23 protein-coding genes are annotated in these 24,729 nt (G+C 68.8%); 15 read left to right on the top strand and 8 right to left on the bottom strand.

Annotation, left to right across the window (positions count from 1 at the left end; translation table 11 throughout):
- A partial coding sequence (locus tag M0R80_16610) for a pyridoxal-phosphate dependent enzyme (protein MCK9461251.1) occupies nucleotides 1–540 on the bottom strand: 540 nt, incomplete at its 3' end.
- On the bottom strand, nucleotides 537–1,469 hold the full coding sequence (nadA, locus tag M0R80_16605) for a quinolinate synthase NadA (GenBank protein MCK9461250.1): 933 nt from the start codon (nucleotides 1,467–1,469) through the stop codon (nucleotides 537–539). The genes M0R80_16610 and nadA, both read right to left, overlap by 4 nt.
- A 258-nt stretch (nucleotides 1,470–1,727) precedes the next feature.
- On the opposite strand from nadA, the gene hcp reads away from it, so the two are divergent.
- From hcp to M0R80_16580, 5 genes are all read left to right on the top strand, one after another.
- Nucleotides 1,728–3,368, top strand: a complete 1,641-nt coding sequence (gene hcp / locus M0R80_16600) for a hydroxylamine reductase (protein ID MCK9461249.1) — start codon at nucleotides 1,728–1,730, stop codon at nucleotides 3,366–3,368.
- A gap of 3 nt (nucleotides 3,369–3,371) precedes the next feature.
- Nucleotides 3,372–3,917: a cytochrome c nitrite reductase small subunit gene (gene nrfH, locus M0R80_16595; protein MCK9461248.1), complete on the top strand. Its 546-nt coding sequence runs from the start codon at nucleotides 3,372–3,374 to the stop codon at nucleotides 3,915–3,917.
- A 77-nt stretch (nucleotides 3,918–3,994) separates the two neighbouring features.
- Nucleotides 3,995–5,461 (top strand): ammonia-forming cytochrome c nitrite reductase subunit c552, encoded by a 1,467-nt coding sequence (locus M0R80_16590; GenBank protein ID MCK9461247.1) that lies wholly within the window; start codon nucleotides 3,995–3,997, stop codon nucleotides 5,459–5,461.
- Nucleotides 5,462–5,463: 2 nt separating this feature from the next.
- On the top strand, nucleotides 5,464–6,189 hold the full coding sequence (locus M0R80_16585) for a 4Fe-4S binding protein (protein ID MCK9461246.1): 726 nt from the start codon (nucleotides 5,464–5,466) through the stop codon (nucleotides 6,187–6,189).
- An 85-nt stretch (nucleotides 6,190–6,274) separates the two neighbouring features.
- Nucleotides 6,275–7,225 (top strand): 4Fe-4S binding protein, encoded by a 951-nt coding sequence (locus tag M0R80_16580; protein ID MCK9461245.1) that lies wholly within the window; start codon nucleotides 6,275–6,277, stop codon nucleotides 7,223–7,225.
- A 15-nt stretch (nucleotides 7,226–7,240) separates the two neighbouring features.
- Here the strand turns inward: M0R80_16580 and M0R80_16575 are convergent, their stop codons facing one another.
- Nucleotides 7,241–7,957, bottom strand: coding sequence for a polyprenol monophosphomannose synthase (locus tag M0R80_16575; protein ID MCK9461244.1), 717 nt, complete (start codon nucleotides 7,955–7,957; stop codon nucleotides 7,241–7,243).
- Nucleotides 7,950–8,489: a GtrA family protein gene (locus tag M0R80_16570; protein ID MCK9461243.1), complete on the bottom strand. Its 540-nt coding sequence runs from the start codon at nucleotides 8,487–8,489 to the stop codon at nucleotides 7,950–7,952. The genes M0R80_16575 and M0R80_16570 overlap by 8 nt, the downstream gene beginning before the upstream one ends.
- Before the next feature lie 102 nt (nucleotides 8,490–8,591).
- On the opposite strand from M0R80_16570, the gene M0R80_16565 reads away from it, so the two are divergent.
- The 4 genes from M0R80_16565 (at nucleotide 8,592) to M0R80_16550 (ending at nucleotide 12,976) form a co-directional block, all read left to right on the top strand.
- Nucleotides 8,592–9,356: a hypothetical protein gene (locus M0R80_16565; protein ID MCK9461242.1), complete on the top strand. Its 765-nt coding sequence runs from the start codon at nucleotides 8,592–8,594 to the stop codon at nucleotides 9,354–9,356.
- A 37-nt stretch (nucleotides 9,357–9,393) separates the two neighbouring features.
- Nucleotides 9,394–10,668, top strand: coding sequence for a hypothetical protein (locus M0R80_16560; GenBank protein MCK9461241.1), 1,275 nt, complete (start codon nucleotides 9,394–9,396; stop codon nucleotides 10,666–10,668).
- 24 nt (nucleotides 10,669–10,692) lie between these two features.
- A complete protein-coding gene (locus tag M0R80_16555) occupies nucleotides 10,693–11,847 on the top strand; it encodes a hypothetical protein (protein MCK9461240.1) in 1,155 nt (384 codons plus the stop codon).
- Between the two features lie 70 nt (nucleotides 11,848–11,917).
- Complete coding sequence (locus M0R80_16550) at nucleotides 11,918–12,976, top strand: hypothetical protein (GenBank protein ID MCK9461239.1); 1,059 nt, start codon at nucleotides 11,918–11,920, stop codon at nucleotides 12,974–12,976.
- Nucleotides 12,977–13,359: 383 nt separating this feature from the next.
- On the opposite strand, the gene M0R80_16545 is transcribed toward M0R80_16550, so the two are convergent.
- Nucleotides 13,360–13,590 carry a hypothetical protein gene (locus tag M0R80_16545; protein ID MCK9461238.1) on the bottom strand — a complete coding sequence of 77 codons (231 nt, stop codon included), beginning with the start codon at nucleotides 13,588–13,590 and terminating at the stop codon, nucleotides 13,360–13,362.
- A gap of 219 nt (nucleotides 13,591–13,809) precedes the next feature.
- On the opposite strand from M0R80_16545, the gene M0R80_16540 reads away from it, so the two are divergent.
- Nucleotides 13,810–14,844: a TonB C-terminal domain-containing protein gene (locus M0R80_16540; GenBank protein ID MCK9461237.1), complete on the top strand. Its 1,035-nt coding sequence runs from the start codon at nucleotides 13,810–13,812 to the stop codon at nucleotides 14,842–14,844.
- On the opposite strand, the gene M0R80_16535 is transcribed toward M0R80_16540, so the two are convergent.
- Entirely contained in the window at nucleotides 14,831–15,454 is a 624-nt protein-coding gene (locus M0R80_16535) for a CPBP family intramembrane metalloprotease (GenBank protein MCK9461236.1), read from the bottom strand. The two genes, M0R80_16540 and M0R80_16535, sit on opposite strands and share 14 nt — an antisense overlap.
- 122 nt (nucleotides 15,455–15,576) lie before the next feature.
- On the opposite strand from M0R80_16535, the gene M0R80_16530 reads away from it, so the two are divergent.
- Nucleotides 15,577–16,839 carry an amidohydrolase gene (locus M0R80_16530; protein ID MCK9461235.1) on the top strand — a complete coding sequence of 421 codons (1,263 nt, stop codon included), beginning with the start codon at nucleotides 15,577–15,579 and terminating at the stop codon, nucleotides 16,837–16,839.
- Here M0R80_16530 and M0R80_16525 read toward each other — a convergent pair.
- Complete coding sequence (locus M0R80_16525) at nucleotides 16,801–18,444, bottom strand: B12-binding domain-containing radical SAM protein (GenBank protein ID MCK9461234.1); 1,644 nt, start codon at nucleotides 18,442–18,444, stop codon at nucleotides 16,801–16,803. The genes M0R80_16530 and M0R80_16525 overlap by 39 nt on opposite strands.
- Nucleotides 18,445–18,602: 158 nt before the next feature.
- Nucleotides 18,603–19,670 (bottom strand): response regulator, encoded by a 1,068-nt coding sequence (locus M0R80_16520; GenBank protein ID MCK9461233.1) that lies wholly within the window; start codon nucleotides 19,668–19,670, stop codon nucleotides 18,603–18,605.
- A gap of 147 nt (nucleotides 19,671–19,817) precedes the next feature.
- On the opposite strand from M0R80_16520, the gene M0R80_16515 reads away from it, so the two are divergent.
- The 4 genes from M0R80_16515 to M0R80_16500 all read left to right on the top strand — a co-directional run bounded on the left by M0R80_16515 (nucleotide 19,818) and on the right by M0R80_16500 (nucleotide 24,664).
- A complete protein-coding gene (locus M0R80_16515; GenBank protein ID MCK9461232.1) occupies nucleotides 19,818–21,857 on the top strand; it encodes a PAS domain S-box protein in 2,040 nt (679 codons plus the stop codon).
- A complete protein-coding gene (locus M0R80_16510; GenBank protein ID MCK9461231.1) occupies nucleotides 21,854–22,798 on the top strand; it encodes a diguanylate cyclase in 945 nt (314 codons plus the stop codon). The genes M0R80_16515 and M0R80_16510 overlap by 4 nt, the downstream gene beginning before the upstream one ends.
- A 203-nt stretch (nucleotides 22,799–23,001) precedes the next feature.
- Nucleotides 23,002–23,763: a hypothetical protein gene (locus M0R80_16505; protein MCK9461230.1), complete on the top strand. Its 762-nt coding sequence runs from the start codon at nucleotides 23,002–23,004 to the stop codon at nucleotides 23,761–23,763.
- Nucleotides 23,764–23,854: 91 nt separating this feature from the next.
- A complete protein-coding gene (locus M0R80_16500; GenBank protein MCK9461229.1) occupies nucleotides 23,855–24,664 on the top strand; it encodes a hypothetical protein in 810 nt (269 codons plus the stop codon).
- Nucleotides 24,665–24,729 lie beyond the last annotated feature (65 nt).

Below are 24,729 nucleotides of genomic sequence, written 5' to 3'. Positions count from 1 at the left end.
GTGGTCGTCGCCGGCGACGACCACGTCCACCGCGCCGTCCGTGTCCCGCCAGATCTCCTCGGAGGTGCGCGCCCTGTGCGCCGCCGGGTTCGCGGGGTTCTCGAACTGCTGCAGCATGACGTGGTTCGGGCGCGACGCGACGAGCTCCTCGGCCCGGGCGATCGCGCCCTGCATCCCCCCCGCGCCCGGCGTGAGCACGAGCTCGGCGCCGAACGCGGCGAGCAGCTTCCGCCGCTCCACGCTCATCGTGTCCGGCATCGTGAGCACGAGCCCGTAGCCGCGCGCGGCGCAGACGAACGCGAGGCCGACGCCCGTGTTGCCGCTCGTCGGCTCCACGAAGACGGTCCCGGCGGCGGCGCGACCCTCGCGCTCCGCGGCGTCGATCATGGCGACGCCGATGCGGTCCTTGACGCTCGAGCACGGGTTGAACGACTCCAGCTTGACGAGGATCGTCGCCCCGAGCCCCCGCGCCATGCGGTTCAGGCGCACGAGCGGCGTGTCGCCGACGAGCTCCGTCACGTCCTTCGCGATGCGTGTCATCTCCCGGGTCCTCCGTCGGCCGGCGCCAGCATCCGCTCCACGGCGGCGCGCGCCCTCCCGGCGACGTCCGGGGGAACCTCGACGCGCGGCGACATCTCCTCGAGCGATCGGATCATCTTGAGGAGATCGATCTTCTTCATGTTCTCGCAGACGGCGCCGTCGAAGAGCGGCACGAACCGCGCGCGGCGGTTCTCCTTCCGCAGGCGGTGGAGCATCCCGATCTCCGTCCCCACGATGACCGTGTCCGCGCTCGTCTCGCGCGCGAAGCGGACCATGCCGCCGGTGCTCAGCACCTCGTCGGCCAGGTCACGGACCTCGGATCGGGACTCCGGGTGCACGAGGATCGGCGCGCCGGGGTGGGCGGCCCGCGCCGCCGCGACGTGCGCCGGCAGGAGCCGCGCGTGGGTCGGGCAGAAGCCGGGCCAGAGGACGAGCGCGCGACCGAGCTTCCGCTGCACGTGATCGCCCAGGTACCTATCCGGGACGAAGACGACCTCGCGATCCTTCGGGAACCGCGCGACGATGTCGACCGCGTTCGCCGAGGTGCAGCACACGTCGCAGGCCGCCTTCACCGCTGCCGAGCTGTTGACGTAGCAGACGATCGCGGCGGCGGGGTGCTTCGCCCGAAGCCCCTCGACGTCCTCTGCCGTCACCATGTCCGCCATGGGGCAGCCGGCGCTCGCGTCGGGCAGGAGCACGATCTTGTCGGGGGACAGGATCGCGGCGGTCTCCGCCATGAAGTGGACCCAGCAGAAGACGATGACGTCGGCGGACGCGTCGCGCGCCGCGTAGGAGAGCTCGAGCGAGTCGCCCGTGAAGTCCGCGGCGTCCTGCACCTCGGGGAGCTCGTAGTTGTGGGCGAGGACGACGGCGTTGCGCCGGGCCTTCAGGGCCTCGAGCTTTTCCAGGAGCGGTGAGTTGTCGGGCATGCGAGCTCCTTCAAAAGTGTACTAAAAAGTATGAATAATCAGCCGAACGCCGCGGGTCAACCGAATACCTGATAAAAGGGTTGTGCTAAGATGGCGACTTCACCGCAGAGGGGATCGGCGGGCACGAGGAAAACGCACGAAAAAGACTCGGAGGGGGTTGACTCCGCGGCTGTAAGCGATAAACAGGAGTCGGAATACCTGAATAGAGACTGTCCGGCCGCGGTGGGGCGGCCCCAACACGGGAGAAGCGCGATGGGAATGTTCTGTTACCAGTGTGAGCAGACCGCGAAGGGGCAGGGGTGCACGAACGTCGGCGTGTGCGGCAAGGACGCGGACACGGCGACGCTCCAGGACCTCCTGATACACGCGACCAAGGGCGTCTCGATGTACGCGCACCGCGCGGCGGCGCTCCGGGCGCGCGATCGCGAACTCGACACGTTCGTCGTCGAGGCGCTGTTCACCACGGTGACCAACGTGAACTTCGACCCGGAGCGGCTCGTCGCCTTCATCGGGCGGGCCGGCGCGATGCGCGACAGGGCGAAGGCGCTCTACGCCGCGGCGTGCGACAAGACCGGCGCGAAGCCCGCGGCGCTCGGCGGGCCGGCCGCGTTCGAGCTGGCGGCGACCCGGGAGGAACTCGTCGAGGCTGGGCGCGCGGTGGGCTTCGAGGCGCGCAAGGGCGCGCGGGGCGACGTCCTGACCGGCCTCGAGGGGCTCTGCCTGTTCGGGCTCAAGGGGATGGCCGCGTACGCGGACCACGCCCAGATCCTCGGCCAGACCGACGACGCGGTGTTCGCGTTCTTCCACGAGGCGCTCGACTTCCTCGCGCGCGACAACGACGCCAACGCGCTCACCGCGATGGCGCTCCGGATAGGAGAGGTGAACCTGCGCGTCATGGAGCTCCTCGACGCCGCGAACACCGGCGCCTACGGACACCCGGAGCCCACGCGCGTGCGCGTCACGGGGAAGCGGGGCAAGGCGCTCCTCGTCTCCGGCCACGACCTCGCGGACTTCGAGGCGATCCTCGAGCAGACGAAGGGCAAGGGGATCAACGTCTACACGCACGGGGAGATGCTCCCCGCGAACGCGTACCCGGCGTTCAAGAAGCACCCGCACCTCGCCGGCAACTACGGCGGCGCGTGGCAGAACCAGGCCAAGGAGTTCGACGCCTTCCCCGGCGCCGTGGTGATGACGACGAACTGCATCCAGCGGCCGCGCGACGGCTACAAGGGCCGGATCTTCACGACCGGGCTCGTCGCCTACCCGGGCGTCGCGCACATCTCGAACCGCGACTTCTCGCCGGCCATCGCGGCGGCGCTCGCGGCCCCGGGCTTCGCCGCGGACGAGCCGGAGCAGGCGATCACGGTCGGCTTCGGGCGGAGCGCGGTGCTCGGCGTGGCCGACAAGGTGATCGACGCGGTGAAGAGCGGCGCCATCCGGCGCTTCTTCCTCATAGGAGGCTGCGACGGCGCGAAGCCGGGCCGCAACTACTACACCGATCTCGCCCAGGCCGTTCCCAAGGACTGCGTCATCCTGACGCTCGCCTGCGGCAAGTACCGCTTCAACAAGCTCGACTTCGGCGACATCGGCGGGATCCCGCGCCTGCTCGACATGGGCCAGTGCAACGACGCCTACTCCGCGATCAAGGTCGCCGTCGCGCTCGCGGACGCGTTCCAGACCGACGTCAACAGCCTGCCGCTGTCGATCGTGCTCTCGTGGTACGAGCAGAAGGCGGTCTGCGTCCTCCTCACGCTGCTCCACCTGGGCATCCGCAACATCCGGCTCGGGCCGACGTTGCCGGTGTTCGTGACGCCGCCGGTGCTCGACGTGCTCGTGAAGGGCTTCGCGATCGGGCCGACCACGACGGTCGAGGCCGATCTAAAGGCGATGCTCGGCTGATCGATGGCGGCGGGGCGCAGAGGGACCGGCTGGTTCGCGCTCGAGCGCGTCGCACCCCTTTGGCGATGGCCGATCCTCGTCGCCCTCGCGCTGCTCTTCGGCGTCGGGCTCGCCACGGCGCGCGCGTCCAACGCGACGTCGTACCTCTCGGACGACCCGGCGACGTGCCTCAACTGCCACGTCATGCGGAACGCCTACGCCACCTGGATGCACGGGAGCCACGGCCGCGTGACGGTGTGCAACGACTGCCACGTGCCGCACGTGAACCCGGTGGCGAAGATGGCGTTCAAGGGCGGCGACGGCATGCGCCACTCCTACGTCTTCACGACCCGAGGCGAGCCGCAGGTTCTGCGGATGAACCCGGGCGCGGTGCCCGTCGTGCAGGGGAACTGCGTGCGCTGCCACGCGGACCAGTTCGCGATGATCCGGCTCGCCGCGTCGGGAGAGCGGCGGTGCTGGGACTGTCACGAGAACTTCCACGGCGACGTGCGGAGCCTCTCCGCGACGCCGAACGCCCGCGTGCCGGCGCTCCCGCCGGCAGGCCTATGATGCTGGCCGCCTTCCTCTGCCCTCCCCTTGCGGGGGAGGGCTAGGGAGGGGTGAGATGAGGAGAGAGAGGAGCCCGCATGAACGACAACGCAACGCAACCGAAGGGCGGCCTGCCGCGCTGGGTCCCGGCCGCGCTCTTCCTGCTGATAGCCGCGGTCGTCGCGCTCGTCGCGATGCTCGCGATGTCGGTGATGGAGCGGCGCTGGGAGGCGGCGCGCCCCGAGATCGTCGTGCGGCCCCTCAAGGCGTTCGAGCCGGACAACGCCGTGTGGGGGCAGAACTACCCGCGGGAGTACGAGTCCTACCGCATGACCGAGGACTCGACGACCAGGACGAAGCACGGCGGCTCGTTCCCGCGCGACTACCTCGAGGAGGATCCGAACCTCGTGGTCCTGTGGGCGGGTTACGGCTTCGCCAAGGAGTACAAGCAGGCGCGCGGCCACTTCCACGCGGTGGAGGACGTGACCGCGACGCAGAGGATCAAGAAGCCGAGGAACCCGGGCACGTGCTGGAGCTGCAAGAGCACGGACGTCCCCCGCATCATGGCCGAGATGGGCGCGAAGGAGTTCTACGCGTCCAACTTCCACGACCTCAAGGGCGAGATAAAGAACCCGATCGGCTGCCAGGACTGCCACGATCCCGAGACGATGCGCCTGCGCATCACGCGGCCCGCGCTGCGCGAGGCGTTCGCGGCGCAGGGCAAGGATATCGACAAGGCGACGCACCAGGAGATGCGGTCGCTGGTTTGCGCGCAGTGCCACGTCGAGTACTACTTCCAGAAGGAGCCGCAGGACTACCTCAAGTTCCCGTGGGACGAGGGGCTCGGCGTGGACGGCGCGCTCGCGTACTACGAGGAGATCGGTCACGTCGACTTCGTGCACGCGATCTCGAAGACCCCGATCTTGAAGGCCCAGCACCCCGACTACGAGATGTGGCGCCAGGGGATCCACGCGTACCGGAACGTCGCCTGCGCGGACTGCCACATGCCGTACCGCACCGAGGGCGGCGTGAAGTTCACGGATCACCACGTGCAGAGCCCGCTCAACAACGTCGCGGGGAGCTGCGCCGTCTGCCACAGGTGGTCCGAGAAGGAGATCACCGAGCGCGTCACCGCGATCCAGGACCGTGTCTACGAGGCGCGCCTCCGCGTGGAGGCCGCGCTCGTCAAGGCGCACTTCGACATCGCCGCGGCGATGCAGGCGAAGGTCGGCGACGCCGAGCTGACCGAGGCGCGCGGGCGCGTGCGACGCGCGCAGTTCCTCTGGGACTACGTCGGCGCGGCCAACGGCATGGGGTTCCACGCGCCGCAGGAGTCGACGCGGATCCTGCTCGAGGCGGCCGACGAGGCGCAGCAGGCGCGGCTGCTCGTCGCGCGGCTGCTCGCGGCCAGGGGGATCGCGCTCGAGCCGAGCTACCCCCCGTTCGCGAGCAAGATCGACGCGACCGAGGTGAACCACGGCTTCGCGGACGGGCCCGCGCCCGCCCTCCTGGCCGCGCCGCCCGCGCCGGCCGCGGAGCCCGACGCCGGCCAGCAGGAGATTTGAGGATGGCGAAACGGAGCATCGTGAGGATCGACGAGGAGAAGTGCACCGGCTGCGGCGTCTGCGTGCCGGCCTGCGCGGAGGGCGCCATACAGATCGTCGACGGCAAGGCGCGGCTCGCCGCGGACAACCTGTGCGACGGGCTCGGCGCCTGCCTCGGCGACTGCCCGGAGGGCGCCATCACCATCGAGGAGCGCGACGCCGACGAGTACGACGAGGCCGCGGTCGCGAAGCGGCTCGGCCGGGCGCCGGCGCACGATCACGGGCACATGGGCGGCTGCCCGGGCTCGCGCGTCATGACGTTCGAGCGGCCGGCGGCCGCGGCGGTCGCGGCGGCGGGCCCGCAGGCCTCCGAGCTGCGGCAGTGGCCCGTGCAGCTCCACCTCGTCTCGCCGCGCGCGCCGTACTTCCAGGGGGCGGATCTCCTGCTCGCGGCCGACTGCACCGCGTTCGCGATGGGCGACTTCCACTCGGGGCACCTCAAGGGCAAGGCGCTCGCGATCGCGTGCCCGAAGCTCGACGAGGGGCAGGACGCGTACCTCGAGAAGCTCGTCGCGCTCGTCGACGAGGCGCGGGTGAACACGATCACCGTGCTCGTCATGGAGGTGCCGTGCTGCGGCGGGCTGCAGCGGCTCGTGGAGGAGGCGCTGTCGCGCGCGTCGCGCAAGGTGCCCCTGAAGCGCGTCCTCGTCAGCCTCCAGGGAGAGGTCATTGCCGAGGACTGGATCTGAAGACACCCGAGCGCCGCACGGCCTGCGACGCGGGCAGCCCTCCTCCAGGCTTTCGGAGGGCAGACCCGCTGCGCGGCCGGCGGCCTTGATCGCGTTTCTTCTGACGGCTGGGACTCTCGTCGTTGTTCATCTCGTCGTCGAGCCGCCGATGCTGCTCGCCGAGAGGTTCCTGCCGGGCGGCGGGTGGATCGAGATCGCGGCGCTCGCCGCCTGGGCCGCGTGGCTCGCGGGGAGGATGCTCGACCCGAAGGCGCAGCCCGCGTGGCGGCGGCGCGCCTGGCTGCTCTTCACGGTCGTGTTCTTCGCTCAGCTCGCGCTCGGGCTCGCCGGCTTCGCGCGTTTCCTGATGAGCGGCGCGCTCCACGTGCCGGTGCCGGCCGTGATCCTCGCCGGGCCGATCTACCGCGGCGAGGGGCTGTTCATGCCGATCCTGTTCGGCGCCGCGTTGCTCGCCGCCGGTCCCGCGTGGTGCAGCCACCTCTGCTACTTCGGCGCGATCGACGCGGCCGCCGCTTCGCGGGCGGTGCGCCCGGGCGCCCTCCCTTCCTGGGTGCGCGCGATGCGCTGGGTGATGATCCCGATCGCTGCCGGGATCGCGCTGGGGCTCCGCGTCGCGGGCGCGCCAACGTCGATCGCCGCTGCGGCCGCGCTCGCCTTCGGCGCGCTGGGTCTCGGCGTGACGCTCCTCTGGTCGAGGCGGGCCGGCTTCATGGCCCACTGCACCTGGTTCTGCCCCATGGGCGCTATCGCGACGACCGTCGGCAGGCTGTCGCCGTTCCGCTTGAGGCTCGACGACGGCTGCGACGGCTGCGGCGCGTGCGCGCTCGCCTGTAGGTACGGCGCCCTCACACCCGCCGACATCGATAGGCGCAGGCCCGGCCCGACGTGCACCCTGTGCGGCGACTGTGTCGGCAGGTGCCCCTCGCGAAACGCCGGGTACCGCTTCGGCCCCCTGCGCGGCGAGCGCGTCCGCGCGGCGTTCATCGTCGTCGCGGTCTCGCTCCAGGCCGTGTTCCTCGGCGTCGCGCGGGCGTGAGCGGAAGTCCGCGAGCTAGCGCAGCCGCAGCCGGATCACGTTGATCATCGCCTCGACGAAGATCCCGGCGCTCATCTTGGAGGTGCCGGCGCGGCGGTCGCGGAACAGGATCGGGAACTCCTCGACGCGCAGCCCCGCCTTCACGGCCCGGTACTTGATCTCGATCTGGAAGCCGTAGCCGGAGGTGCCGATGCGCCCGAGATCGAGCTTTTCGAGCGCCTCGCGCCGGAACCCGTTGAACCCGCCCGTCAGATCGCGGATCGGGACGCCGAGCACCGTGCGGGCGTAGACGCTCCCCGCGGCGGAGACGAGGCGGCGGCCGAGCGTCCAGTTCTCGCTCCCGCCTCCGGGCACGCGGCGCGATCCGACGACGACGTCCGCGCCCTCGAGGCGCCGCAGCATCTCGGGCAGGTAGGCGGGGTCGTGCGAGAAGTCCGCGTCGAACTCCACGACGAAGCGGAAGCCGCGATCGAGCGCCCACGAGAACGCCGCGAGGTACGCCTTGCCGAGCCCCTCCTTTTGCGCCCTGTGGAGCACGTGCACGCGCGGCTCAAGCAAAGACATCGCGTCCGCGATCCCGCCCGTGCCGTCCGGCGAGCCGTCGTCCACGACGAGCACGTTCGCGAGCGGGACCGCCTCGAGGACCGCAGCGGCGATCCGCTCGACGTTCTCCCTCTCGTTGTAGGTCGGGATGCAGACGAGCGCCCCGGCCCCCTTCGCGGCGTCAGGCACGTTCCTCTGCTCCTTTCCCGCGCTTCCACGTCCAGAAGAGGTTCGCGGCGAAGTTCCAGAGCGTCGCCACCGCGATCCCGGCGAGCTGCGACACGTAGATCCAGAGGCCGACGTCCGCCGGCGCGGCGATGGCGGCCGCGATCCCGGGCCGCGCGGCGGAGCCGCCCGCGTCGTCGACGCCGAGGATCCACGCGACGGCCGCGTTCATCGCCACGAACACCGACCACTGGATCAGGGCGCCGACGACCGACACGGCGTGGTACCTCAGCCAGCGCCGCCAGGGCCCCCCGGAGCCCTCCCGGCGATCGCGGAACGTCCACAGCTCGTTGACGAGGAAGTTCGTGTTGATCGAGATCTCGATGGCGAGCGCCGCCGCGAGGTTCGTCTGCACGCCGAGCGCGCCCGTGAGCAGCGCCAGGCAGCCCGCGTTCACGGCCACGCCGCTCACCCCGACCGCGCAGAACTTCGCGAACCGCGCGCTCGCGAACGGCTTCAGGATCCCGGGGAGGAGATCGGCGAGAGTCTTCGACATCGTGAGACGGTTTTTATCTCGAAAGGAGACACGGGACACGGGAATTCTCGGGACTCGTTCCCGCGGGCGTGCTGATCCCGGCGCCGTGGTATCATCTCGATTATGAAGTCGGATTGGCTATTCACTGTCGTTCTCGTCGGGCTGCTCTGTGTGAGCGTGTGCCAGTGCTCCTCGGGCGGCGGTCACCCCGCTTCGACCGACACCGACACCGACACCGATACCGACACCGACACCGACGCCGATACCGACACGGACGGCGACTCCGACGTCGATACCGAAGATTGGTACTGCGATACCGAGTGCGTACCCGAGGGCGAGGTCGAGGCGGTCCCGGACGACGTACCGGGCGAGGTGGACGCGATCTGCGCGGCCGGCTCCCATCCGGTGGAGTCGCCCGCCGCGGCGTCGCTCGGGCTGCAGCTCGTCGGAACGATGCAGGACGCAGACGGCGAGATCGTGATCCCGGAGCCGATCCTCGCGAGGGTCGTCGGAGTTCCCGAGCTCTGGTTCGAGCCCGATTCGCTCGGCTGGTCGGTCTTCGAGGTGACGGGGCTCGGGGCGACCGCCGACGGGTTCGGCTTCCACGTCCACTGGCCCGCGCTCGAGCCGCTGTCCTCGTGGGGGGACACGTGCCCGTTCCTCTGGGCCTACGTCCGGTTCTGGGTGAGCTGCGATCCGCTCGACGGCGGCGTCGCCGCAGACGCCGGCGCGCCGGACGGAGGGGCCGCAGATCTCGTTCGCGTCGAGTCGTTCAATTATCTCAAGCTGTGCAACGAAGAGGAGTTCTGGGATTCGCCGCTGGCGTGGCACTCGTCCGGGGAGGTGTGCCCCTACTGGTGTTACGAGTATTGCGTCGAGAAGCGGTGATCCGATAGGTTCGCACGCAGCCAAGGGGAGGGGTTAGATGACACGCGTTTCGAGCTTCGTACTGGCGGCAGCGGTCTCGCTCTCGGCGGCCGGGGCGGTCGCGCAGCAGGCGATGGAGAGCACTTGGACGGGAAAGGACGCGATCGATCCGGACGGCGATCTCGAGGAGTGGTCGAACGACAAGGCGCAGACGATCGTGCCGTTCGCGCAGCTCGGCGCGCGGCAGATCGTGGCCGGCGCCGGGCCGCACGAGGGGCCGGAGGATCTGGCGGCCGAGATCGGCTTCGCGCACAACGCGAAGGCGCTCTCCGCGGCGATCCGGGTGACCGATCAGGCGTTCGTCCGCCGCAGCCCCCGGGTGACGATCGACGACCACGTGGAGCTGTGGTTCGCGGCGCCCAGGAAGGGTGGCGGGTTCGACGTGCGCGGCATCGGCCTCTTTCCGGATCCGTCGCGCGTGCCGGCCAAGGTGGACGTGCTGTCGGTCCTCGCGTCGCCCGAGAAGGTGGGAAAGCCGGTCCGCGGCGCCAAGGCGGGCATCCGGGTCCGCGGGGCGCAGTACGATATCGAGGTCAGCATCCCCTGGAAGGTGCTGCCGGGGGGCGCCAAGGGGCGGCGCGATCTGCGCGTCGTCGCGTTCATTGTGGACAGCGACGCGCCGGACGACAAGGTCCACGAGACGATCATGGGCACCGGCCTGCGCAGCCTGCTCGAGACCCCGGCCGACATGCCGCTCCTGTTCCAGAGCGACTTGGGCGGCGAGCTGCGCGCGTTCAACGAGTCGATCGGCATGCCCCGCGATCTGCTCGCGACCCATGTCGTCCAGGCGAACATCTGCGGCAGCAAGGCCAAGGAGGAGGTCGATGTCGTCGACAAGTACCTCGTCGTGCTCGGCTGCAACCCTTTGAGCGGCCAGTTCTACTACCACGACACGCCGGTCTCCGGCGGGTACGGGATCCTCGAGCTCGACGCGGTGCCCCTGCTCGGCAGCGGGCGGGACGCGCTCGTCGTGAGGTACACGGAGAACGCGGGCGGCGCGGAGCGCGAGTGGGTGGAGATCTACTCGGTTGGCGACGACGGCGTGTTCACGGGCGTGTTCGCTGCGCTCATGGCGGTGCGCGCCGCGGACTACACGATCGAGAACGCGTACAAATTCGTGCCCGGAGGCAAGCAGAAGGTGATCGCCGTCTCGGCGACGAAGATCGAGGGGACGCTCCCGCTCATGGCGCCGGAGCTCGACGGCAACGCCATGGTCGTCGACAAGAAGCCGGTGAAGTACACGTTCGACGGAGTGCGGTATTCTCGCCAGTAGGGCGCGAATCGGACCTCGGGGGCGATGATGAAGCGGACCGTGCTGCTCGGGATGTGCGCTCTGGCGGCCGGCTGCTGGCAGAGCGCCGTGCTGACCTACGACGACGGGCCCGACTCGGGCGCGGCCGACGCGGACGCCGATTCGGACTCGGACGGTGACTCCGACACGGAGTCGGACACCGCGGACTGCTTCGCCGGCGACTTCACGATCACCGGAGAGGCGGACGTCGCGACCCTCGCGCCGTACCCCTGCATCACGGGCAGTCTTTCGGTCGACGACTTCACGCTCGTCGATTTTGAGCTCCCGAATCTCGAGTGGATCGGCGGAGAGCTCATGATCCAGGGCAACGACGCCCTGGAGAGTTTCGCCATGGGCAGCCTCACGACGATCGCGGCGGACGTGCACATCGGCAATAGCCCGGCGCTGACGGGCTTCGATTTGGGAAGCCTCGAGGCGGTCGGCAGCCTGTCGCTCGTCGCCAACCCCCTGCTGGCGAGCCTGGACGGGCTGGCCGGCCTGTCCTCCGTGGAGCATGCAGTCGCCATCGAGCAGTGCGACTCCCTGACGAATCTGGACGGGCTGAGCCACCTCTCGCCCACGGTGGGTTCGCTGATCATATGGGGCAACTTCGCGCTCGTCGATCTGGGCGGGCTGAGCGGCATCTCGTCGATCGAACGGGACATTTACATCGAGGAGAACGACGCGCTGACCGATCTGGACGGCCTGGACGGCGTCGCCTACCTGGGCGGGGATCTGTACATTTTCGGCAACGACGGGCTCACGAGCCTGGACGCGCTGTCCAGCCTCGCGTCCGATGTCGCCGAGCTGCAGATCGCGCACAACCCGTCGCTCGCCAGCCTGCACGGGTTGGGCCACGTCGGCTCGACCCAGCCGGGCGGGCGCGTGATCATTTGGGGCAACATCGCCCTGACGAGCCTGGACGGTTTGGACGGCCTCCACTCCGTGGGCGGGTCGCTGTTCGTCTATGAGAACCCCGTCCTCTCGAGCCTGGACGGGCTGGGCGGCGTGACGGCGGTGGGTGACGATCTCTACGTCCACGGCAACCCCGAGCTGCCCCAGTGCGAGGCCTGCGATCTCCTGGACCAGCTCGTCGACTTCACGGAAGACGTCTTCTTCTACGAGAACCACGCCGACAGCTGCCCGGACGACTGCGCGTGAACCAGCGCTCCTTGCCGCTCCGCCGAGGCCGTGGCACGATGTGAAAAGCAGCTCACAAAAGGGGGACGAGATGCGGGCGATCCAACTGTCGGTGGCGGCCGTGTTCGTGTTGGCGGCGATCACCCTGTCGGCTTGCTCCGACGACAACATCAAGCTGGACGTCGACGCCTCGACGGACACGGACGGAGACAGCGATTCCGACACGGATGCGGACACCGACGCCGACTCGGACACCGACACCGACTCGGACACCGACTCGGACACCGACTCGGACACCGATGCCGACACGGATACCGACACGGACTCGGACTCGGATGCGGACTCGGGCACCGACACCGACACGGAGTTCGACCTGACGCTCGATCTCGATTGCACGGACCCTTTGCCCGGGCCGGCGGCCGACGACACCTGCGATCTGCCGGGCGCGGACTGCGCGGACGGCGCCTGCTCCGAGCACTTCTGGGAAGCCACGACGATCGCCGACGACGTCATCGGGAACTACTGCTACCCCGACTGCACGCCGATCGAGCCCGACGCGGGCCCGGCGGTCGAGTGCGCGGGGAGCGCGTCGTATTGCGTGCCGTTCGACGCGGAGGCGACGGTCGCGGGCTGCGTCCCGCTCGGCCAGCTCAAGGCGGAGTGGGAGGTCAACTTGGTCCCCGAGGGCACCGACCCGGTCGCGGCCGATTGGCACGAGTTCCCGATCGCCGAGAGCTTCAACTGCGCGGAGCTCGGGTTCACGAGCGGCCTCGGCACCGTCGTGACCCACGCGACGTACGGCGAGTCGGCCGCGATCACCCTCCGGGTGGTCGTGGGCACCGCGCCGCCCCGCTTCGTTCTGCTCCGGGTGTTCATGCCGATCGACAGCTTCGTCGAGGGCGCGACGCTGGATCTGTCCGAGGACGCCGACGCGTTCAGGGGCCAGCTGCTGCACCTCGAGCTCGAGAGCATGTTCGATACGACCGTCGTGGCGGCCCAGGTCCGCGGCCTGCTCGCGGGCGGGCGGATCCACGTCGACGAGGTGGCGGCGCCGTGCGCCGGCGACGGCTGCCCGACCTCCACGGGCACCATGTCGCTCGGCTTCGTCCTGCTCACCGCGGATCTCGATCCGGCGCTCTTCGCGAAGTAATTCTTCAGACAGGGCTCAGAGATATTCGTCGCGGAGCACGAATACCAGCCGTAAGCTGCGGAGATGAGGCCAACGGCGACGGAAGAGACCACAAACGCGAGAGAGCAGGGCGTGATCGCGAGGGAAGCCGCGGGGATCGCGTGAGGACGAGTCACGATCGCGTGAGGACGGGTCACGATAACGTGAGGACGGGCCATGATCGCGTGAGGATGGGCCATGATCGCGTGAGGACGGGTCACTGCGGCGCTAGGAAGGAGTGGCACGAGCGACAGGACCGAGCCCGTCCGGGTCGGACGTGTCACGAACGCCGTTGGGCATCATTTTTCTGGTAAGGAATCGCGCGCGGGAGGGGAAGGAGAGACCGTTCGCCGGCTCAGAAGCTCTCAGATCGCGATCTGGAACGACGTGAAGTTCTGGGGCACGTCGACCTCGAGCACCTGCTTCACGAGGAAAGGCTCATTCTCGAAGAGCTCGTAGCCGTGCTTCAAGGCGTCGTCGATGCTCGCGAACACGTCGACGACATCATCGTCCTTTATCAGCACGAACTTGCCCTTGTGGTCCCCCAGCAGCTGGGCGTGATTCGCGCGATATGTTGCGAGCTCTCGTTCCAGCATGGCCTCCCCTCCCTCTTGCCTTAATAACGCAGCCTGTTCTTCCACGCCATACCTCGCTCTCATTGTCCACGGGATCCATGGGTGGATCCACAGCCTACACACTGAATCGGACGATCACGGAGGAAGTTGACGAAAATCGACCGGCTACGGCAGGAAAGCAGAGTCGGACGCCGCGAGAAATCCGGCTCCCCCCCCATGATCGGCTGTATACTCCCGCCGATGGACGGGGCGCAGCAGCGGAACGAGAGGAGACGGCGGCGGGCGAGGTGGACCGCCGTGATCCTGTCGCTCGTCGCGCACGGCGCGGTGATCGCCGCGATCGTGATCTCGTTCCTCCTGGCGGACAAGAAGGAGGAGGAGGAGGAGCGGGAGCTCGTGTTCCTCGAGGAGCCGCCGCCCCCGCCGCCGCCCGAGCCGATGGTCGTCGCGCCCCCGGCCGCGGCGCCCGAGCCGTCGCGCCCGCAGGCCCGCCCCAAGGCCGCGGCGCCCTCGGCGCAGCCCGAACCGTCGAGCTCCGAGCCGCTGCTCGGCCACCCGGACGCCCCGGTGTCGGACGAGCCGATCGCGACCTCGCCGGATCCGTCGTCCGAGTACTCGCCGACCGGCCCGATCGCGCCGGATCAGATCAAGACCGGCCTGAGCTGGAGCGCGTTCGAGAAGACCTTCGAGTCCACCGCCCTTGCCGCCCGCCAGGAGTACGAGGCGCAGAGCATGGAGAAGCGGCGCGGCGGCATGCGCTTCGGGAGCCTCTCGGGGAAGGTCAAGGCCGCGCTCGAGAACAACAAGAGCTGGGTCGCACAGGGCAACCAGGAGCAGCTCTCGCCCTCGGAGGTGCGGACGTTCCGCGCGTACCTCGAGTCCACGCACGACAAGATCCACTCCCTGTTCGCGGACGGCTTCCTGGCGGCGCTCACGAGCCTCGATCCGCGGGATCCCCTCAACAACATGGGGCTCGTGACGACCGTGGAGTTCGAGATCCTCGCGAACGGCAAGATCAACGAGGTGCACGTCCTCAAGACGTCCGGCCTCGCCGTGTTCGACGCCGCGGCCGTGGACTCGCTGTACCGGTCGTCGCCGTTCCTGGCGCCGCCGCGGGAGATCCTCTCGTGGAACGACCGCGCCTACTTCCGCTGGGGGTTCTACCGAAACCAGCGCAAGTGCGGCGTGTTCAACGCCGAGCCCTACAGGCTGCGCGCGCCGGACGCCGCCCCCGAGGCGATCCCCGAGGACACCCGGATCTTCACCGACGGTTGACGTCGCCGACGTCCAGCGTCGACGCGAACGACCGCGGCAGCTGGAGCGACGGGTCGTAGCTGTTGATGAAGTGCAGGTTCTGGTAGTTGATCGTGAAGTGCGCGAGCATCGGCGCGGCGAGGTTGCCCGACAGCCAGAACAGCCCGCCGAACGCGAAGCTCATCAGGAGCGCCTCGAACGGCCACGGGATGAGCTTCCGGCCCGGCGCCGCGTGCAGCGCCGCGAAGATCAGGCTCGCGGGGATGATCCCCACGACCGGCTGCAGCGCGCCCCGGAAGAACATCTCCTCGGCGACGGCGGAGAGCGCCGCGAAGGCGAACACCTCGACGTCGCGCAGCGGGCCGAACAGGCCGCGGAACTCGAGGTGCAGCGCGCGCGCCCACCGGAACTTGTACACCGAGAGCCGGGTGATCCTCGAGATGCCGAGGCCGAACGCCACCCCCGCCGCCCCGCCGAGCAGGATCCCGACCGCCCACGGCATCGGCGGGTCGAGCAGCGCGTGCGGGTGGTGGAAGATGTCCGGGGTGTCCCGAAGGACGCCCCAGATGACCGCCGCCGCGGCGAGGAGGCCGTAGACGAGCGCCGCCGCTTTGAGCCGGAATCGAGTCATCGCCGAATATCCATCTCTGTCACTAAGGTATGCACGGGCGTGCTGTCAACGTGGGTAAGAGCATCCGTTCCGCTGTCTTCGGAGCCGCGAAGGTGGAACAATGGGCCGGGAGGGCAAAGGACATGGATCAGGCGACCTTCTTCGACGTTCACTGCCACGCCATCACGCTGTCGCACCCGAACTTCCTCTCCTTCCTGGACGCGATCCGGGTGCGGAGCTCGGAGGTCATCTACAACCAGATTCGGTCCCCCAACTTCCTCGCCCGCGCCCTGTTCCGCAGCCGCGGCGAGACCGTGCGCAACCTGCTCGCCGTCATGGAGAACAGCCCGGGCGCGATCTTCGAGATCATGGAGGACGACCTCCTGGGCCGGTACGCGAAGGAGGGCGATCCCGAGCCGCTCGTGAGCGAGGGCGCGCTCCGCATGTCCGGCCGCCGCTTCGGCACGCTCGCGCTGTGCCCCCTCGTCATGGACTTCGACGGGAAGAGGCGGTCCGACACCGGGAGCTACTACTACAGGCCGCCGGAGGCCTCCATCGAGGCGCACGTCCGCGACGTCATGATCGGGATCCGGGACTACCGGCGCGACCGCCCGGACGGCCTGCTCGAGATCTACCCGTTCCTCGGCGTCAACACGGAGAACCACACGCCCGAGTCGCTTCACCTCTTCCTGGCGCGCCACTTCGGCGCGTGGCGGCCGGGGTGGGAGCGCGCGCGGGCGGTCTTCGGCGCCATGAAGGACTACTCGTCGAACTGGGGAAGCGTGTCCGGGATGCCCGGCGACGGGTGCCTGTTCTCGGGGATCAAGCTGTACCCTCCGCTCGGCTTCGACCCCTGGCCGGAGCCGGGCGAGGATCGGGAGAAGGTCGAGATCCTCTACGGCTTCTGCGAGCGGCGCGGGATCCCGATCACGACCCACTGTGATGATCACGGGTTCCGCGTCGTGTCCATGAAGGAGGCGTTCGAGCTCACGGCGCCGTCGAGGTACCTGCCGGCGCTCGAGCGCTTCCCGGAGCTCCGGATCGACTTCGCCCACTTCGGCAGGCAGTACACGACCGCCTTCCGGCGCCCGCCGCCGACCGAGTGGTTCGAGGCGATCGTCGGCCTCATCGACGAGTACCCGAACGTGTACGCCGACATCTCGTTCAACGGCGTTGAGCCGGAGTACTACGAAAGGCTGGTCGGGGCGATCGCCGCGCTCCCGGACACGACGCGGGAGAAGGTCGAGTCGCGCGTCATGTTCGGCTCGGACTTCGTCGTCAGCCTCATGAAGATCCGATCCTACGCCGACTACTTCCGGATCTTCGACGCCTCCCCCGTCGCGCCGGAGCTGCAGGAGATGATCTGCTCACGGAACCCGGCCCGGTTCCTCTTCGGGGAGGGGTGAGCGCGGGCGCAGCTCTTCGAGGGCGAGCCCGATGGCGCCCCGGAGCCCCTCGCCGTGGGCGCGAGCCGAGTGGCGTGCCGTCCGGCGCGTGGACGTGGCCAGCGCCGCCTCGAGGAAGGTCAGGACGGCTCGGGCCGCGCGGCCGACCCGGAGCTCTCGGCCCGCTTTGCGGGCCACCGGGCGGAGCGCGAGCTGGAGGGCGACCCGGACGTACTTCGCGAGCTCGGCCGGGTTTTCCACCTCGCGCAGGATGCGCAGGATGTACTCGGGCCGCGAGTAGAACAGCAGGCAGGCCCGCTTCGTCAGCGCCTCGATCTCGGCGCGCGTCAGGTCGGTCCACGGAGCGGGCAGGGGGCGCTCGTCGGCCCGGCCGAGCATCACCTCGCGCCAGTAGTCCATCCCGAGCGCGCGCTCCATGTGGATCTTCTCGAGCGCCGTGTGGGGCTTCATCGTGGTCATGCTGAACTGGGCGTAGTCGAGCGGCAGGGATCTGGCGAAGCGGATCGTCTCCATCGCGGTCTGCCGGGTCTCCCCGGGGTTTCCGATCATGAAGAACCCGAGCGCCATGATCCCGTGGTCGCGCAGCGCCGCGATCACGTCCCGCGCGGGGGTCACGTCGAGCTCCTTGTGGATGCCGCTCAGGATCTCCGTGCTCGCCGACTCGATGCCGATGAACAGGCGTCGGCACCCGGACTCGGCGAGCCGGGCGATGAACCGCTCGTCCACCCGGCCGCTCCGCCGCGATTCGAGCAGCGGCTCGAGCCGCGTGCGCGTCGACCAGATCACGTCCAGCTTGCCCGCGATCAGGCGGTCCGCGAGCTCGGTGACGCGCCCCTTGTCGTGCAGCATCACCGGGTCGAACCAGTCGAACTCGCGGATCTCGTGCGCCCGGCGCGCGGCGGCCATCTCCTCGAAGACGGCCTCCGCGGACCGCGCCACGAACCCCGTCCTGCGCATGCTGCAGAAGTCGCACGAGAACGGGCAGCCCACGGAGCTCATGCCCACCGTGTAGTTCTTCCTCTGGGAGACGTGCGACCAGTACAGGCCGTTGTCGAAGATCTCCCGGGTCGGGCTCGGCAGCCTGTCGAACGGCACCTCGTCCCGCTGCGGGTTGAACACGAGCGCTCCGTCCGCGCGGTAGGCGAGCCCGGGGACCTTCTCGTAGCCCCGGCCGCGCTCGAACGCCGAGAGGAGCTCGGGGAGGAACGGCGACACCGAGCCGTGGCACATGAAGTCGAAGCAGGCGTGGGACATGATCTCGCGCGGGTAGTAGGCGGTCTCGTAGCCTCCGACGAGGGCGGGGAGCCCGGTGTCGGCCTTGAGCCGCTCGGCGAAACGGAGCACGTCGCGGAACGTCTGCGCGGCGTGGGCGGGAAAGGCGAGCAGGTCCGGATCGAACCCGCGGAGCCCGGCGAGCGTGCCCGCGTAGCCCGTGCCGTCCGCCGCGGCGTCGAAGAGCTTCACCTGCCAGCCGGCGGACAGGGCCTCCCGCGCCACGTAGCCGTAGCCGATGTACGGAAAGACGCCGAACTCGTCGTCCACCGTGGGGAGGTTCTCGTTGAACGCCTTGTGGTAGAAAGGCGGATAGACGAGTGCGAGCTTCATCTGTTGCTGAGCTAGCATACGCCCGTCCGTCCGACAAGCGACGACGGGGTGGAGCGTGTCCGGCTCGTTGCTCGCCGCGCTCCTGGTTGCGCTGGCGGTGTTTCGACGAAAGGCTTCGCGGTCAGCCGGCCGTCGGAGCTCGCGACGCGGCCGGGCGCCTACTCCTCGTCCTGGAGGTTGTCGAAGATCTCGGCGAAACGGTCCGAGCATCGCAGGAAGGCGCCGTGGACGTCCGGATCGAAGTGGGAGACCATCGTCCGGCCGTCGCCCTTCGTCAGGATCTCCATCACCTTCGCGTGGTCGAACGGAGGCTTGTAAGGGCGCTTGCTGCGCATCGCGTCGTACTGGTCGCAGATGTTCATGATGCGCCCCGACAGCGGGATCTCCTCGCCCTTGAGCTGCTTCGGGTACCCCGTGCCGTCCCACCTTTCGTGGTGGGAGAGCGCGATCTCGGCGCCCATCTTCGTGAACGGCGTCCGCCCGTATGCGAGGATGTTGTTGCCGATCTCCGTGTGCTTGCGCATGAGCACCCACTCCTCGGCGGTCAGCGAGCCGGCCTTGAGGAGGATCGAGTCCGGGACGCCGATCTTCCCCACGTCGTGCATGGGTGCCGCGTAGAAGATCTCGTCGAGGAAGGTCCGCTCCAACCCCAGGCAGGAGGCGATCTCCCACGTATAGTTGGCGACGCGGCGGACGTGCGCTCCGGTGTCCTCGTCGCGGTACTCGGCGGCGCGCGTCAAGGTGAAGGTGATATCCCGATACGCCTCGCGGAGCCTGATCGTCGCGTTCTTCACCAGGCGGTCCGACGTCTTGGCGTGTTCCGCGAGGAGGTCGCCGTACTGCTTGAGCTTGAGGAGGTTCCGGACGCGGGGCAAGAGCTCGTCGCGATCGATAGGCTTGAGGAGAAACTCCTCCACGCCGCACTCGGGGGCTCGGATTCTGGACTCCCGGTCGTCGGCTCCCGTGACCATGATGATCGGGATCGACTTCGTCGCCGCAGCGGACTTCAACCGAGTCGTGACCTCGAAACCGTCGATCCCCGGCATCCGCAGATCGAGGAGGATGAGATCCGGAGGTGCGGCGGATACCGCTTCGAGCGCCGATCCCCCATCGGGCACGGCCGTCGTCTGGTAGCCTTTGCCCTCGAGAAGGCGCACGAACAGCTCCCGCTCCTTCTTCTCGTCGTCGACGACGAGGATCCTCGATCTCACTTCCTTTTTTTCCATCTGACCCTCTCCTGAAGGAAAGTGCTCACCCACCTTAACATAGTACGGCTCCTGCCGTAGCTACTTAATAGAAGACCGACGAATAGTTGTCGACGACGCCGAGGCCTGCGCCGGCGAGGCCGGGAGCGCCTCGTCCCGGGGAAGACGATGGATGCGGAGACGAACACACTGAAGGCCGAAATCGTCTACTTGCGCGACGCGGACATGCAGTGGCACGCGTTGTTCGATTCTCTGAAGTGCGCCGTCTGGTTGATGGACCCCGACATGAAGGTCCTGTACGCGAACCGGGCCACGCGCGCGCTCTTCGGTGTCGAGCCGGAAGCGATCGTCGGCAGGCACTGCTGGGAGGTCGTCCACGGGACGTCCGCGCCGATCCCCGAGTGCCCCGTGCTGCGCGCGATCAAGACCCTCGAGAGCGAATCCACGCTGCTGCGGTTCGGCGAGCGTTGGCTCGAGATCACCGGGAGCCCGGTCGTCGACGGCGACGGGCGGATGACCGGGATCGTGCATCTCGTCGACGACGTCACCGGTCGCGTGCAGGCCGGTGACGCCGGCCGTCAGAGCGACGAGAAGTACCGACTGCTCGCCGAGCACGTCAGCGACGTCATCTGGACGACGGACCTCGAGCTCCGGTTCACGTACTTGAGCCCGTCGCACGAACGGATGAGCGGATACTCGGTCGAGGAGTCTCTCGGGACGAAAGCGGACGGCATCCTCACGCCGGCGTCGGCCAAGGCCGTCGCCGAGGCGTTGGCCGAAGAGCCCGAACCCGAACTCCGCGGCGGCGCCGATCCGAAGAGGACCCGGCACATGGAGCTCGAGCAGACCAACAAGGACGGAAGCGTCATCTGGACCGAGGTCAACATGTCGTTCCTGCGGGACGGGCACGGGCGCCCTGTCGGGATCATGGGCGTGAGCCGCAACGTCACGGAGAAGCGCAGGCTTCAGACGAGCCTGTCGCAGGCGGATCGCCTCGCGAACATGGGCATGCTGGCCGCGGGCGTGGCGCACGAGATCAACAACCCGCTGTCCTACGTGCTCTACAACCTGGAGACCCTGGCGCTGGATCTCCCCCGGATAGCGGACGACCTGTCCAACTGCCGCGCGGGGCTCGTGGAGCGGTTCGGTCAGGAGGCGGTCGACGAGCTCCTGCGCGAGAGAACGAGCGTCCTCCGGCCCGAGCTGCTCGCGGACCTGAAGGAGCAGCTGCGCGAGGCGCTGACGGGCACGGATCGCATCCGGGCCATCGTGCGGGGGCTCGGGACGTTCTCGAGGGTCGAGAGGGGCGACGTGAGCCCGATCGACGTGCGGCAGTCCGTGGAGCACGCCGTGAACATGGCCCGCAACGAGATACGATACCGGGCGCGCCTCGTCACCGACATCGGGTTGACGCCGCCTATCATGGGGTCGGACGGGAAGATCGCGCAGGTCGTCCTGAACCTCCTCGTGAACGCCGCCCAGGCGATCGGCGAGGGCGACGTGGCGCACAACGAGATCCGCGTGCGGACCTGGGCCGAGGACGGCGGGGTGCTCATCGAAGTCGCCGACACCGGCGCCGGCATCCCGAAGGAGAGCCTGGAACAGATCTTCGAGCCGTTCTTCACGACCAAGCCTGTCGGCGTGGGCTCGGGGCTGGGGCTCTCCATCTGCAGGAAGATCGTCGAGGACTTCGGCGGCGAGATCCGCGTGGCGAGCGCGGTCGGGACCGGGACGCGGTTCACGATCCGGTTCCCCGCCGTGGCCGCGGACGACGAGGACGTTGCCGCCGTGCTGCGCCGGGCGAGCTCGGCCCCGCCCGAGGCCCGCGGGCGCATCCTCGTCGTGGACGACGAGGCCGGGATCCGCAAGGCGATGGCGCGGATCCTCGGGAGCAAGCACGAGATCGTGACCGCGGCGTCGGGCGAAGAGGCGCAGAAGATCCTCGCCGAGGACCAGGCGTTCGATGTCGTGTTCCTCGACGTGATGATGCCGAGCGTCACCGGGATCGACGTGCACGCCTGGCTGGCGGCACGGAGCCCGGATCTCGCCCGGAGGGTCGTCTTCTTCACCGGCGGCACGTTCACGACGCGCGCCAACGAGTACCTCGCCGGTGTCTCGAACCAGCGGTTCGAGAAGCCGTTCGACGTCGCGAAGCTGATGAAGAGGGCGGCCGAGCTCGTCCGAGAGGCGAAAGGCGGTGCTCCGTGAAGGAACAGGGGGGACAACCGAGACGGCGACGCGTCCTCGTGATCGAGGACAGCGAATCCCAGGCGCTGCGCCTGTCGCTCCTCCTGCAGAACAACGGGTACGAGCCGGTCGTCGCGGCGAACGGCCGACAGGGCCTCGATCTTCTCGACCAGGGAGGAATCTCCATCGCGATCACGGACTGGGTGATGCCCGAGGTGGACGGGCCGGCCTTCTGCAGGGCGGTTCGCGCGCGGGAGCCGAGCGGCTACGTGTACGTAATCCTGGTGACCGCCAAAGGCGAGACCTCCGTCGTGGTGGCGGGCCTCGAGGCCGGAGCCGACGACTTCATGTTCAAGCCGATCGACGCGGCGGTGCTGCTCGCGCGCCTCCGCACCGCAGACCGCATCCTGGACCTGGAGCGCTCGCTCGTCGAACGGAACCGCGAGATCGAGAAGCTGGCGGTCACCGACGCCCTGACCGGGCTGTACAACCGGCGTTACCTCGTCGACCGGCTGGAGGAGGAGCGGCGCCGGAGCGCGCGCTACGGGCACGTCCTCTCGCTGATCATGGGAGACGTCGATCACTTCAAGGCGGTGAACGACCGGCTCGGGCACCAGGCCGGCGACGCCGTGCTCCGCGCGGTCGCCGACGCGCTCGTCCGCGGGACGAGGCAGGGTGTGGACTGGGCGGCCCGGTTCGGCGGCGAGGAGTTCGTCGTGGTGATGCCGGAGACCGAGCCCGTCGGGGCGATGATCGCCGCGGAGAGGCTCCGGCGCGTGGTGGAGGGGCTCGCGGTCGACGTGGCCGGCAAACGGGTCACGGTCACGATGAGCTTCGGCGTGGCGAGCCTCGACCCCGCCTCGGCGGCTAAGGACGCCTCCATCAGCGAGCTCCTCCAGCTCGCGGATGCCCGGCTGTACGAGGCCAAGGGCCGAGGGCGCAACCGGTCGGTTTCGGATTGATCTGGTGCATGTCGTGAGGTGATCGGCGATCCCGACGGCGGCAAGCAGCGGGTGCGGAAGCGGCTCGCGTAGCTCTGGGGCCGCCCGGCGCATGGCTCCAGCGTGCGGAAGAGCGGGCCTTTGGGGGAGGCGGATCCTGTGGAGATTATTTTTCGTCATCCGAGCCAGGCCCGAGACACTATCATGGTGACAGGGAGGACCTCATGCCGAAGAGCGCCATGTCTGTTGCGTTGATGCTTGGCTTGATCGCCGTCTGTGTCTCAGGTTGCGGCGAGATGTACGAGAGCTCCGACGTCTTCGGAAGAGACGGCGACGGAGGCGCTTCCGCGGACGGCGACTCGGATGCGGACACCGACACGGACGCCGACGCGGACACCGACGCGGACGCCGACGCGGACGCCGACGCGGACGCCGATTGCGGCTTTGTCGATACTCCCTGCTGCGAAGACGGCACGTGCGCCGGCGAGGAGCTCGTCTGCACCGACTTCCCCGGCCTCGACGACGGCGACTTCGCGTGCGCGGCCGAGTGCGAGGTCGACATGTGCGGCGCAGAGGGGTTCCCCGAGCTGGCCTGCCTGAACGTCGGCTGGTCGGACCTCGGGACGTGTGTCGGCGATCCGGTCTCGTTCCAGGAGGAGGCGCTGCCGGAGGAGAACGCCTGCGCAACGGGCGAGTTCAGCGGCGGGAGCCTGTGCTGCCCCGCGCTGTTCGGCGGCGACGGGGCCGGATGGGGCTCGGAAAAACCCGAGATGTGCAACGGGATCGACATGTCGGAGCTGGAGCTGACGTCTGGCGAGGCGAGCGAGTACGTCGCTACGGGGGTCGGGGTCTGCCTCATGGGGGCTGGCGAAGCCCTTTACTGCGGCCTGCCGTGCGGGTTTTCCAACACCTGCGGAGAGGACCACTCCTGCTACCCGCTCGACGGCGGCAGCGGCGCGTGCTTCCGGTACGCTTGGTCGGAGTGACGAGAAGGGTCGGTATTCGTCGTGGAACGCGTCTTACAAGAAGTTGCCGGAGTAGAAGCGCCTTGGTGGCGCTGTTGCGAAGGAGGGAAGGATGGATATTCGTATCGGAAGGCTCTGCGCGGCGGCGTTTGCGGGAGCGTTGAGCGCCATGCCCTTCGTGAGCGCGGCGCAGGAGTGTTATCGACCGGCGGAGTGCGAGCCCGTCGAGCTGTGCATCAACACCGTGTGCACCGCGAGCGAGGACTCGCTCCCTCCATGCGACATGGCCGAACCGGAATGCGCCGTGGACCCGCCGTCCGTGTGCGATGACGGGTACTGCAAAGTGGACGCCGTCTACTGCCAGAACCCGGCCGGCTCCTGCTACATGGAGAACGCCTGGTCGGCGTGCTCTTGCGGAGACGGTACCGGATCCTACGGTTCGGGTGAGCCGCCGGATCCGCTCCTCACGGACGAAGAGCTCTACGCGCAGTGCGGCGAGATCCTCGTGCTCGACTGCGGCGAGGACGCGCCGGACCTCACGGACGAGTGCACCGAAGAGCAGCTCGCGACGTGCACCGCCTACTACGACAAGCGGAACGCGCTGCTCGAGGCGTGCGGGAACGAGACGGACGAGCCGAGCTTCTTCGCGATGGCTCAGTGTTGTGACTTCCTCGAGGACGGCCACGAGGAGTTCCTGGCGGAGATCGACTGCATCATGGATCTCGCCCTCGAGGATTGCGCGGAGATGTACCCGGCCTGCTACCCCGGTGGAGCCGACGGGGGGGTGGACGATACGGGTGCGGACAGCGACGCGGATGCCGATCTGGACGGCGTGAAGGACTCGGGATCCTCCGACAGCGGCTGCTCGGCCGTTCTCGGAACGCCCGGACGCGCATCGCTCCTCGTCGCCATCCTGGGCTGATGGACGGCTCGATTTAGCTCTCACCCTCGAACCCTCGCCTCTTGCGGATCTCTCCGACCAGCGAT

Source organism: Pseudomonadota bacterium, from assembly GCA_023229365.1.
GTDB lineage: Bacteria > Myxococcota_A > Polyangia > JAAYKL01 > JAAYKL01 > JALNZK01.
This window is presented reverse-complemented; position numbering and strand designations above follow the sequence as displayed.

Excerpts from the sequence above, each read along its gene's own strand:
- M0R80_16565 (MCK9461242.1), top strand. The coding sequence starts at position 8,592 with ATGAAGTCGGATTGGCTATTCACTGTCGTTCTCGTCGGGCTGCTCTGT.
- M0R80_16520 (MCK9461233.1), bottom strand. The coding sequence starts at position 19,670 with ATGGAAAAAAAGGAAGTGAGATCGAGGATCCTCGTCGTCGACGACGAG.
- M0R80_16505 (MCK9461230.1), top strand. The coding sequence starts at position 23,002 with ATGCCGAAGAGCGCCATGTCTGTTGCGTTGATGCTTGGCTTGATCGCC.
- M0R80_16585 (MCK9461246.1), top strand. The coding sequence starts at position 5,464 with ATGGCGAAACGGAGCATCGTGAGGATCGACGAGGAGAAGTGCACCGGC.
- M0R80_16570 (MCK9461243.1), bottom strand. The coding sequence starts at position 8,489 with ATGTCGAAGACTCTCGCCGATCTCCTCCCCGGGATCCTGAAGCCGTTC.
- M0R80_16545 (MCK9461238.1), bottom strand. The coding sequence starts at position 13,590 with ATGCTGGAACGAGAGCTCGCAACATATCGCGCGAATCACGCCCAGCTG.
- M0R80_16540 (MCK9461237.1), top strand. The coding sequence starts at position 13,810 with ATGGACGGGGCGCAGCAGCGGAACGAGAGGAGACGGCGGCGGGCGAGG.
- M0R80_16500 (MCK9461229.1), top strand. The coding sequence starts at position 23,855 with ATGGATATTCGTATCGGAAGGCTCTGCGCGGCGGCGTTTGCGGGAGCG.
- M0R80_16555 (MCK9461240.1), top strand. The coding sequence starts at position 10,693 with ATGATGAAGCGGACCGTGCTGCTCGGGATGTGCGCTCTGGCGGCCGGC.
- M0R80_16525 (MCK9461234.1), bottom strand. The coding sequence starts at position 18,444 with ATGAAGCTCGCACTCGTCTATCCGCCTTTCTACCACAAGGCGTTCAAC.
- M0R80_16550 (MCK9461239.1), top strand. The coding sequence starts at position 11,918 with ATGCGGGCGATCCAACTGTCGGTGGCGGCCGTGTTCGTGTTGGCGGCG.
- M0R80_16590 (MCK9461247.1), top strand. The coding sequence starts at position 3,995 with ATGAACGACAACGCAACGCAACCGAAGGGCGGCCTGCCGCGCTGGGTC.
- M0R80_16515 (MCK9461232.1), top strand. The coding sequence starts at position 19,818 with ATGGATGCGGAGACGAACACACTGAAGGCCGAAATCGTCTACTTGCGC.
- M0R80_16530 (MCK9461235.1), top strand. The coding sequence starts at position 15,577 with ATGGATCAGGCGACCTTCTTCGACGTTCACTGCCACGCCATCACGCTG.
- M0R80_16535 (MCK9461236.1), bottom strand. The coding sequence starts at position 15,454 with ATGACTCGATTCCGGCTCAAAGCGGCGGCGCTCGTCTACGGCCTCCTC.
- nrfH (MCK9461248.1), top strand. The coding sequence starts at position 3,372 with ATGGCGGCGGGGCGCAGAGGGACCGGCTGGTTCGCGCTCGAGCGCGTC.
- M0R80_16560 (MCK9461241.1), top strand. The coding sequence starts at position 9,394 with ATGACACGCGTTTCGAGCTTCGTACTGGCGGCAGCGGTCTCGCTCTCG.
- nadA (MCK9461250.1), bottom strand. The coding sequence starts at position 1,469 with ATGCCCGACAACTCACCGCTCCTGGAAAAGCTCGAGGCCCTGAAGGCC.
- hcp (MCK9461249.1), top strand. The coding sequence starts at position 1,728 with ATGTTCTGTTACCAGTGTGAGCAGACCGCGAAGGGGCAGGGGTGCACG.